Origin of the sequence: Microcoleus sp., assembly GCF_049646505.1 — a bacterium.
In the GTDB taxonomy this organism is placed as follows: Bacteria; Cyanobacteriota; Cyanobacteriia; order Cyanobacteriales; family Microcoleaceae; genus Microcoleus.
The window spans coordinates 1-8780 of the sequence record NZ_JBARVX010000381.1 but is presented as its reverse complement, the minus strand read 5'-3'; the positions used below and the strand labels follow the sequence as shown (position 1 = coordinate 8780).

The 8780-nt window shown below is 46.8% G+C and carries 9 protein-coding genes; 6 read left to right on the top strand and 3 right to left on the bottom strand.

What is annotated here, in order from left to right:
• Window positions 1-117: 117 nt before the first annotated feature.
• From WBA89_RS19075 to WBA89_RS19055, 5 genes are all read left to right on the top strand, one after another.
• Window positions 118-720, top strand: coding sequence for a COP23 domain-containing protein (locus tag WBA89_RS19075; RefSeq protein ID WP_193974522.1), 603 nt, complete (start codon window positions 118-120; stop codon window positions 718-720).
• Window positions 721-839: 119 nt separating this feature from the next.
• Window positions 840-1415 carry a COP23 domain-containing protein gene (locus WBA89_RS19070; protein ID WP_193974521.1) on the top strand — a complete coding sequence of 192 codons (576 nt, stop codon included), beginning with the start codon at window positions 840-842 and terminating at the stop codon, window positions 1413-1415.
• Window positions 1416-1480: 65 nt separating this feature from the next.
• Entirely contained in the window at window positions 1481-3340 is a 1860-nt protein-coding gene (locus WBA89_RS19065; protein ID WP_424408774.1) for a trypsin-like peptidase domain-containing protein, read from the top strand.
• Window positions 3341-3449: 109 nt separating this feature from the next.
• Window positions 3450-4004: a COP23 domain-containing protein gene (locus WBA89_RS19060; protein ID WP_228056472.1), complete on the top strand. Its 555-nt coding sequence runs from the start codon at window positions 3450-3452 to the stop codon at window positions 4002-4004.
• A gap of 25 nt (window positions 4005-4029) precedes the next feature.
• Window positions 4030-5109, top strand: a complete 1080-nt coding sequence (locus WBA89_RS19055) for a S1 family peptidase (protein WP_424408773.1) — start codon at window positions 4030-4032, stop codon at window positions 5107-5109.
• A gap of 170 nt (window positions 5110-5279) precedes the next feature.
• On the opposite strand, the gene WBA89_RS19050 is transcribed toward WBA89_RS19055, so the two are convergent.
• Window positions 5280-5981 (bottom strand): HNH endonuclease, encoded by a 702-nt coding sequence (locus tag WBA89_RS19050; RefSeq protein ID WP_424408772.1) that lies wholly within the window; start codon window positions 5979-5981, stop codon window positions 5280-5282.
• Window positions 5974-6219 carry a helix-turn-helix domain-containing protein gene (locus WBA89_RS19045; protein WP_424408771.1) on the bottom strand — a complete coding sequence of 82 codons (246 nt, stop codon included), beginning with the start codon at window positions 6217-6219 and terminating at the stop codon, window positions 5974-5976. Before WBA89_RS19045 ends, WBA89_RS19050 begins: the two co-directional genes overlap by 8 nt.
• Before the next feature lie 125 nt (window positions 6220-6344).
• Between WBA89_RS19045 and WBA89_RS19040 the strand changes: the two genes are divergently transcribed.
• Entirely contained in the window at window positions 6345-7223 is an 879-nt protein-coding gene (locus tag WBA89_RS19040) for a DNA cytosine methyltransferase (protein ID WP_424408770.1), read from the top strand.
• Between the two features lie 179 nt (window positions 7224-7402).
• Here WBA89_RS19040 and WBA89_RS19035 read toward each other — a convergent pair whose 3' ends face one another.
• Window positions 7403-8464 carry a mannose-1-phosphate guanylyltransferase gene (locus tag WBA89_RS19035; RefSeq protein WP_424408769.1) on the bottom strand — a complete coding sequence of 354 codons (1062 nt, stop codon included), beginning with the start codon at window positions 8462-8464 and terminating at the stop codon, window positions 7403-7405.
• Between the last annotated feature and the right edge of the window lie 316 nt (window positions 8465-8780).

Sequence of the window (8780 nt, the reverse complement as noted above, 5' to 3'; positions counted from 1 at the left end):
CTAAAGTCCGCTGCATTTTGCGGACTTTAGTCCGCACTACGAACCTCGCTTCACCTATTTTGAATCAGCTATCAAATCAAACAAATCCATCAAACAAATTAAGGAATAAAATTGCCAATGAAAATTCAGCCACTGAGAACGTTGATTGCTGCGTCGGCGATCGCACTTGCTACCACAATTGTTGCTAGTATTCCGACTCCCGCGCAAACCACGGGCTTTGTCTGTGGGAAAATTGCAGGTGCGCCAGCAACTATTTTGCAAAGACCGGGCGGCAACGTCACAGTAATCAAGTGGATTTCTAATAGTTTTTCGGATTCTGGATTCGATGCTCAGCGCCGGTGCCAACTGGTATCTGACAGATTTCAACAGTATCACAAAACGGGAACGCTCAAATACTTGACAACCGGAGTGATCAACCGACAATCGGTAATTTGTGTTGCCAACCGTCGGGGGGGCGACTGCGCCCGCGAGTTGCCGAACAACGGCTTGTTATTTACAGTGAAACCGGGAGTTGATGCGCGAGATACATTAAAACGGCTGTTGAATTTGCGCGATCGAGCCAGCACAAATGCACTCAACGAAAGCGCGCCTTCTAGTCGAGTACAAGTCGAAATTAACGATCGGCTTTACCTCGACATGGCCGAATATCTCAACAGCCAACCGACAGAAGCTGCATCTCCGCAGTCTGTGGAATCGGATGCTAACAACCAACTTTTTTAAGATGGGACGGCGGTTGAAACCGCACAAACAAATGAATTCCACCGGCACCTGCAGGTTTTGTTTGATTTTCTGACGGTTTCAACCGCCCGGTCTTCTTTTCATGGCAAAGGAGGTGATTTGTGAAACTTTGGGTATTGAATTCAATTCCAACAACATTAGCATTTACCTTGGCAAGCACAATTACTTTTAGTAGTGCCAGTAACGCTAGAGAATTAACTTTTTTTTGCGGTACTGTTGATGGCGAACCAGCAATCATCGCTGAAACACCGCAGGGCAATATCCCAGCAATTAGATGGGTATCGAGCGATTTCCTAGTTTTAGGAATTAATTCTCGATCGCAGTGCGAAGAAATGGCCCAAAAACTTCAAAAAGATTGCGCTAGACAAATACCTGGCAGCCAGCAAACAGCAATTTGCAGCATTATTCAAGGAGGTAGTTTCGACAGGGGAAATGCGCTAAATTTTGATTTAGAAACGGATGATGCGGATAAAATGACACCTCTTTGGGGCTCAGACATTCAACTCTCGAAAGCCCCGGAAACATCGCCAATGTTTCCTGTTTGTATTCAGATGAATGTTTTTCTAAATGGGTTGGCCCCAGCAGTCGCAGTTCCGGGCGATCCAAATATTTTCGCCGCTCCCCCATCTGGGGACAACATCAAACGCGAACCAGAGCCGGCGGGTTCTTTGTGGTAAAAAATATCTGGCTAATTCGGTAGATAGAAATCAAAAATAATTCCTTAAGATTAGGGATGGAGTGTATGACAATTAAGTTTAAATACGGACTTTCAGCGGCGCTGATCGGTGCAACAATTGCGATCGTACAAATGCAAAATGCTGTAGCACAATCAGCAGAACAAGTCAACAAAATTGCCGAACAAATTACAGTATTAATCGAAGGAGAACAAAATCAGGGTTCGGGGATAATTATTGCTAGGGAAGGAAGTACCTATTATGTACTGACTGCCAAGCACGTAATAGCGGGAGGAGGCGAATTTAAAATTGTCACGCCCGATCGCAATTCCTTCCGATTCGACAGCAGCAACACGATCCAATTGCCGGGAGTCGATTTGGCGATCGCGCCCTTTGTCAGCTCGGGCAATTACGAGATAGCACAGTTGGGAGATTCTAAAACAGTCAACGTAGGAGAACAAGTCTACGTTTCCGGCTGGCCAAAGCCAGGGGAAACGATTAACAGACAAATTCGTCAGATGACAGCAGGACAAATTTCAGCTCGCGAACGGGTAAATGACGGGTATGAATTGATCTATACAAACCCAACTCGTCAGGGAATGAGCGGCGGGCCGATCCTCGATGTTCGCGGCCGCGTGATTGGGATTCACGGACGTACAGATGCCAACAGAGAAGATACGATCGCGAAAGCGTGGGTAAACTTGGGAATTCCGATCAATACATTTGTGGAACTCGCTCCTAAAGCTTATGCCGAACAGGGCAAAGAAAAACTCAAACGGCAAAACTATCAAGGGGCGATCGCCGATTTCAGCCAAGGACTGCGATTCAATCAAAACTCCGCCGATGTTTTTAACGGTTTAGCTTATGCAAACTTCGCTCAAAAAAATTACAAAGCAGCCCTAGAAAATGCCATCAAAGCTATCCAAAACAATCCCCAATTAGCCGAAGCTTACCGCGTTCGGGGCGCTAGCAATGCTCAACTGGGAAATCATAAAGAGGCGATCGCCGATTTCGATCGAGCTATTCAAATCAATTCTAACTTTGCAGATGCCTACGGTCTCAGGGGAGTCAGCCGAGCTCAAATCAAAGATTATATAGGAGCCAACACCGACATTGCCAAAGCCATCGGCCTGGCTCCCAACAGCGCGGTGGGCTACAACCGCCGCAGCGAAGTCCGCCGCATCGTCGGGGACAACGAAGGAGCGAATGAGGACGCTCAAAAAGCAGCATCCCTCGATGGAGGATTTGGGAATGAAGACGGCTTCCAAATGGCACTCAACAGCGGACTGGGAATCTCTTTGTCTCAAAACCAAATTGCCAGAAACCAAGTTGATAGAGTGCAGCCACAGCGGCCGGCCCCGACTATTGCTCAAACACGTCCAGTAGCAAATAACTCCCTAGAAGCAAAGCAACCAACAGCCGCACCAGCGCCGACACCAAACCCGCAGCCGCGCCGTCAGCCAGCACCTGTGGCGGTACGACAGGCGACATCGCCAGGAGCAGAATCAGCAATTCAAGCCTTAATTCGCGGCCAGCAAACTTTCCGCACGCGCAACGGTGCATTTACCGGTACCGTCAGTTTGCTGCAACGCTCTTTCAACATTCAACTTCCCATGTCAAAGTTCAACTTTGCCATCCACACAACTACTAGGGGAGCATATCACTATGCTATACCTGTGAGTTCCAGCCAAAAAGCCTATGTGGGAGCGGTGTTTTTGACAGAAGCAGCTACTAATAGCAATCCTGTCACAGTATCGATCGTCTGCGAAACCGATGAAGCCAGCAACATCCGCCCGCCAGATCCGCTGTATGTACAGGGTGTGCCGGTTTGCCGTCCGGGTACCTCGCCGGTGGGTGCGAGCAGTTTGCAGTCGGGAAATTCTGAGCCTCTAACCAATAACCCGCCTGTTTCTGAAAGGGAATGGTAACTTTTCTTGCCAGAAAAATAGAGATTTAAAAGGTAGAATCTCTGAAAAAATTGTTGGATAGCTTAATTTTTTGAATTGTAAATATTGAACGCCAGAAGCGGTGATAATTATGAAGAAATACAAGTTATTGAGTTCGATGGTGGCTGCTGGTTCGATCGCAATTGCTGTAAGTGCGATCGCAACTGATGCTAGCGCTCAAAAAACCACAATTCAAACCAAAGCCTTTGTCTGCGGCACAAGCAACGGCGCTCCCGCAACCATTGCTCAGACTAATCGCGGTGACGTACCGGTGATCCGGTGGACTTCCGATCGTTTCCGCGAAGCCGGCTACAGTCCACAACGGCGCTGTCTTGAAGTATCAGCAAGGTTCCACCAATACTTCCGAAATCAAAAACTCAACTACCTGACTACTGGTATTATGAACAACCAGCAAGTCGTTTGCGTAGCAAACGGTGAAGGAGGAAATTGTACTGGATTGCTGTTCACCCTAAAACCGGGGAGCGAGCCCAATCAAGTATTAAAAAATTTACTTGCTGTGCGCGTCCGCGCCTCCGGGCCGCTCAACGAAAGCGCGTCTCGTGTTTATATAGACATGAGCGAATATCTCCAACAGGCTGCTGTAGAAGACCCGCAGAATTCCCAATCCGATAACCCCGTCTGGTAAGACTTCCGTAAATTCTGTAACATTAATGAATTGGTTTCCCCTAGCGTTCTTCAGTTGTACTGCTGGCTTGTTAACCGGAGTAGCAGTTCAACTACACAATCGAGGTTTCTCTGCTACAGAACTTATCCGCACAGACTTACCGCAGCCAACTCAAGCATCTATATTTCAACTAAGCAAGCCACCCGTGAAGTCGCCAGCGGCTCAACCGCTGAATTTACCCGCCAAACCCCTAAAACCGTCAGTGCAAAACCAGGGAGAATCGCTTCCTCAGAGTGCGGGAGATTTAGCCCAAAAAGCTATGCTCCAAACAGCTCGTTCAATTACCGTGAAAGTGCTTGCAGGAGACAGTTGGGGTTCCGGGACGATCGTTGAGAGACAAGAACAAGTTTATACTGTGCTCACCAACGACCACGTATTAGAGTCAGCAAAAACATATCGAATCCAAACTCCCGACGGCAAAATTTACTCCGCCACCCGATATTTAGCAACTCAATTTGTAGGCAAAGATTTAGCACTATTGCAATTTCGCAGTACCCAATCCGACTACAAAATAGGCGTGCTAGGAAGTTCTTCAACAGTCAAAGAAGGAGACCAAGTATATGCTGCCGGGTTTCCTTTTGAAACTGCAAAATCAGCAGATGCAGCGGGATGGAAATTCACGACCGGACGAGTATCGCTCATACCTGAAAAATCCCTGGAAGACGGCTATCAACTGGGTTATAACAATCAAATAGAAAAAGGCATGAGCGGCGGGCCCGTGCTGAATTGGGCGGGCGAGGTGGTAGCTGTGAACGGAATGCACGCTTACCCGCTTTGGGGAGATCCTTATGTGTTTCAGGACGGATCGAAACCTTGTGAACCAATGCGGCAATTAATGGTGCGATCGAGTTGGGGAATTCCCATCGAAAAGTTTTTGCAATCAGCACCGCAGTTCTCGACTAAAAAAGCTGAAAAAACGCCTAAAAATATCAGTTTAGATCCACCATCTCAGTTGTTGGCTCAGCAGTCGGAGAAATCTAATTTAACAGTTTCCCAAGCTGTTTCTAACACTGCTAAACTGATGCGGCAACAGGCGGCGGCGGCTAAAAGTTGCACTCAGCTTTAGTCTTATGGATATATAGCAGTTCTCACAAAGATGATGTATCGAACTCTCAATCTAAAATCTAAAATCGATAGATTCTTCAATCTCACAGCGAAAAATGGAAAATCTAAAATCAACAGACTGCTCACCTTTTTGAGAAAGGCTATAGACCCAACGATGTGGGGGAGTCGTAGTTAACTTTCGCTGTCAAAGTACCTGGCAATTATTTCGCGCAAAAAAGCTTCCGAGCTAATTCCTTGCTGCATAGCAAGTACCTTAATTCTTTGGATATCAGAAGCTGATATTTTAATGGGAGCAAAAATTTCAGGAAATGCCCAGGCGCAATCCATACACTCAAGCTGGCAGCCTCTACAGGCAGTGCTTTTAAAGTTATTGCATTCTGCACATAGTGGTTGCCAATTATCTTCTTCATTGCCTCCACCTCTCAAACGCGGAATTTTATGATCTCGGTCGAGTCTGACAATAGGCACTTCTCTGGCACATACTGCACAACGGTGTTGATATTTATTCAAAATTCTCTGCCAAAAAGCGTCACTAATTTTGATTCTCTGTTCGCGTTTTGGACTTATTTCTATGCTTGTTAGCTGATATCTTGTTTTGCTACCGCTACCAAATCTAACTATTCCTAAAAATCCTTCTTCCCCTTGCAGCTCTCGTATGCGTCTAGGTGTATCTGCATAAGGTTCTCCTCTAAAACTGTTGATAACTTGACGTAAATGTGATAGGGGAACTACTGGCCCTGGAATACTGTGACCGGGAGGCCAAAGCGTCTCTAAAATTAATCTGTAATAATTTATATTGGCTGGCTTGGTGCTTGCAAAGCCAGCGCAAGCGTCTCCGATCCACTGTTCGCGGTTCGCCCCCATCTCACTCATGGGAGTTTGCCTCATCTCCTCGCAAAAGCCACTCTGGAGTTACTTGCAGCAGACGCGCGATCGCATCTAGCTCAAAATCTTTAAGACCACGCTTCTGACGCTCTATCTCTGAAATGTCAGACTGATCCAGTTTAATGTGAAAGTCTACATCAATTGCTGCAGCTAGATCGCTCTGCCCCCATCCGAGTTTTTCACGAGCCTGCTTGATTCGCGAGCCGCTAATATTAGCTTCGCCCATCTGATAAAGATGTTTTTAAACTACGATTGAGGATGATATCTTGTGGTGTAGCAGTTTTGTAGACGAAAATCGTCTATAAAGCTGATTAAGTCTACAATCTGTGTAAATAAAGAACTATCATTAAAATGCGAGTTGCGTCATTTTTTTCAGGTATTGGCGGTTTCGATCTAGGCTTTGAAAAAGCGGGAATGAATGTCGTATTTCAATGCGAAATAGATAAATATTGCCAACAAATATTAAAACGTCACTGGCCTCAAGTACCTATTTATGAAGACATCAGAACCCTCACACATTCAACTATCCCTGCCGCTGATTTATGGTGTGCAGGATGGCCCTGCCAAGACCTTAGCAATGCCAACACAGAAAGAAAAGGACTTGCAGGAGAAAGAAGCGGACTTTTCTACAAATTTATGGAACTTGTTGCAGAAATTCAGCCAGCGTGGTTGGTCTTGGAAAATGTGCCGGGGCTGCTCTCGGCAGAGCAAGGAACCGCTCTTGAGGTCGTTATCGACACGCTGGAAGCGCACGGGTATTTGGGGGGATGGCTATCGTGTAACGCTCGACATACGGGCTTACCTCACGACCGAGACAGAGTGTTCTTTATTGCCAGTTTTAGATCGAAACGTGCCTGTAGAATCTTTACTGACAGCGGCGAATTGTCTGGGAATTCTGCGGCGCGAAAATCGAGGGAGAAGGAAACTCGATCGAGTGTTTGTGAAAGCATTATCGGAGACACTCCGCTTGTGGTACAACGTCGCGGTGGCTTCGGGTATACCTTGGCAAAAAGCATCTGCCCCACGTTACGCGCCCAAACTGGAGGACATCAAGGAGGCCATTCAGACCGACCAATACTCTGTGGCGAGAAACTTGACTTGGACAGAATGGGAAAGGCTGATGGGATTTCCTCCAGGATGGACGGTCGCCGAGGGAGACTCCTTGGTAATGCCGTTGTGCCAGGAATTGCCGAATGGATTGGAAGAAAAATCTTAGAGATTGATTCGTAATTTCAACAAACCGCTTTCGTCGCAGAGAACGCAGAGGAAGAAAATACAGATAATGAATAAGTTCGTAGTAAAAGCTTTAGTCTTTGCTTGGCTTGGGATTTGGACAAGCAAGAACTAAAGTCCTTACTACAAATTAGTTTTTCTAGACTGTCCTCAGAGGTATTTTGTTGTACCGATCCTTACAACAAATCTTTCAATTTGTCATCTTCTCCCAACACTTTGATGACCTGTTTAATCTCCTGCGTCCTGTCTTTTTTCACAATTAACGTCACATTGCCATCTCTGACAACAACCACATCTTCTAAACCAATGGTGACAATCACTTCATTGTCATCCGCTGCATAGAAAATGCTTTCCTTGGTGTCAATTCCGACGTGTTTTGCTAACTCGACATTTGGCTTGTCTCCTTGCAGCAAACGCCCGATCGCATTCCAATCCCCCAAATCGTCCCAACTAAAGCTCACAGGCAAAACACAGGCTTTTTGCGTCTTCTCCATCAGGGCGTAATCGATGCTAATTTTCGGCAATTCGGAGTAAGCAGTGGCACCTTTCGCTTCCAAAGCTGCCATCATTTCCGGTACATGATTTCGCAATTCTGTCAAGACTGTTCCGACTCGAAATACAAAGATTCCGCCGTTCCAACTAAACTTGCCGCTGGCGACAAATTCTTCAGCAGTTGTGCGATCGGGCTTTTCGGTAAATCTCGCCACCCGGTACGCCGGAAAACCGCCAAAACTGCCAATTTCCTCACCTTGTTCGATGTAGCCGTAACCAGTAGAAGCATAACTCGGTTTAACACCCAAAGTGGCGATCGCACTTTCCTTCATCGCCAACTCAGCAGCCGCCTCCAAAGTCTTGACAAACTCCTGCGGTTCCCCAATCCAGTGATCCGCCGGGAAAAAACCAACAACCGCATCCTCACCGTAACGCTTCGCAGTTTCTATAGCAGTCCAAGCCACCGCCGGCGCAGTATCCCGGCCCTGGGGTTCCGCCAGCAAATTCTCTTGAGGTAAAAGCGGCAACTGTTCCCGAACCCCGTCGGCCAACATTTCCGACGTTACCACCCACAAATCCTCCCAACCGTTACCTAATTCCAAAAGTCTTTCCGCAGTAGTCTGCAGCAAACTCTTACCGCTACCGTCGAGACTCAAAAACTGCTTGGGTCGCTGCTTGCGACTCAGCGGCCAAAAACGTTCGCCTTTACCGCCGGCGAGAATCACAGGAATTAAGGTTCTACTCATTGTTTAAAGTTTAAACAGTTCACATCTATTTTGCCTTGATAACCAGAGGGTGTTTGTAAAGAATTACTGAGAAAGATTGACTGTTGAGTGTTGACTGTTGACTGTCTCGCTATATAGCGGTTCTGTGTAACATGAGGTGCTCAGCTTCGAGCGGTAATAGGTAATAGGTAATAGGTAATTGCAGGATTGTTGACATACTCCCCAGCCTGAAGGCGTGGGGATTCTTGACACATCATTTCAACTTGCTATCCTTTGTAGTCTTACGGTCGATCCGTGTCCGTTTAGAGTCGTGGCAATGCCCTGTCCCGACTTTCTG

What these genes read in the sequence shown, in the direction of transcription:
- WBA89_RS19065 (WP_424408774.1), top strand. Translation starts at nt 1,481, where the DNA reads ATGACAATTAAGTTTAAATACGGACTTTCAGCGGCGCTGATCGGTGCA.
- WBA89_RS19075 (WP_193974522.1), top strand. Translation starts at nt 118, where the DNA reads ATGAAAATTCAGCCACTGAGAACGTTGATTGCTGCGTCGGCGATCGCA.
- WBA89_RS19055 (WP_424408773.1), top strand. Translation starts at nt 4,030, where the DNA reads ATGAATTGGTTTCCCCTAGCGTTCTTCAGTTGTACTGCTGGCTTGTTA.
- WBA89_RS19045 (WP_424408771.1), bottom strand. Translation starts at nt 6,219, where the DNA reads ATGGGCGAAGCTAATATTAGCGGCTCGCGAATCAAGCAGGCTCGTGAA.
- WBA89_RS19050 (WP_424408772.1), bottom strand. Translation starts at nt 5,981, where the DNA reads ATGAGTGAGATGGGGGCGAACCGCGAACAGTGGATCGGAGACGCTTGC.
- WBA89_RS19060 (WP_228056472.1), top strand. Translation starts at nt 3,450, where the DNA reads ATGAAGAAATACAAGTTATTGAGTTCGATGGTGGCTGCTGGTTCGATC.
- WBA89_RS19040 (WP_424408770.1), top strand. Translation starts at nt 6,345, where the DNA reads ATGCGAGTTGCGTCATTTTTTTCAGGTATTGGCGGTTTCGATCTAGGC.
- WBA89_RS19035 (WP_424408769.1), bottom strand. Translation starts at nt 8,464, where the DNA reads ATGAGTAGAACCTTAATTCCTGTGATTCTCGCCGGCGGTAAAGGCGAA.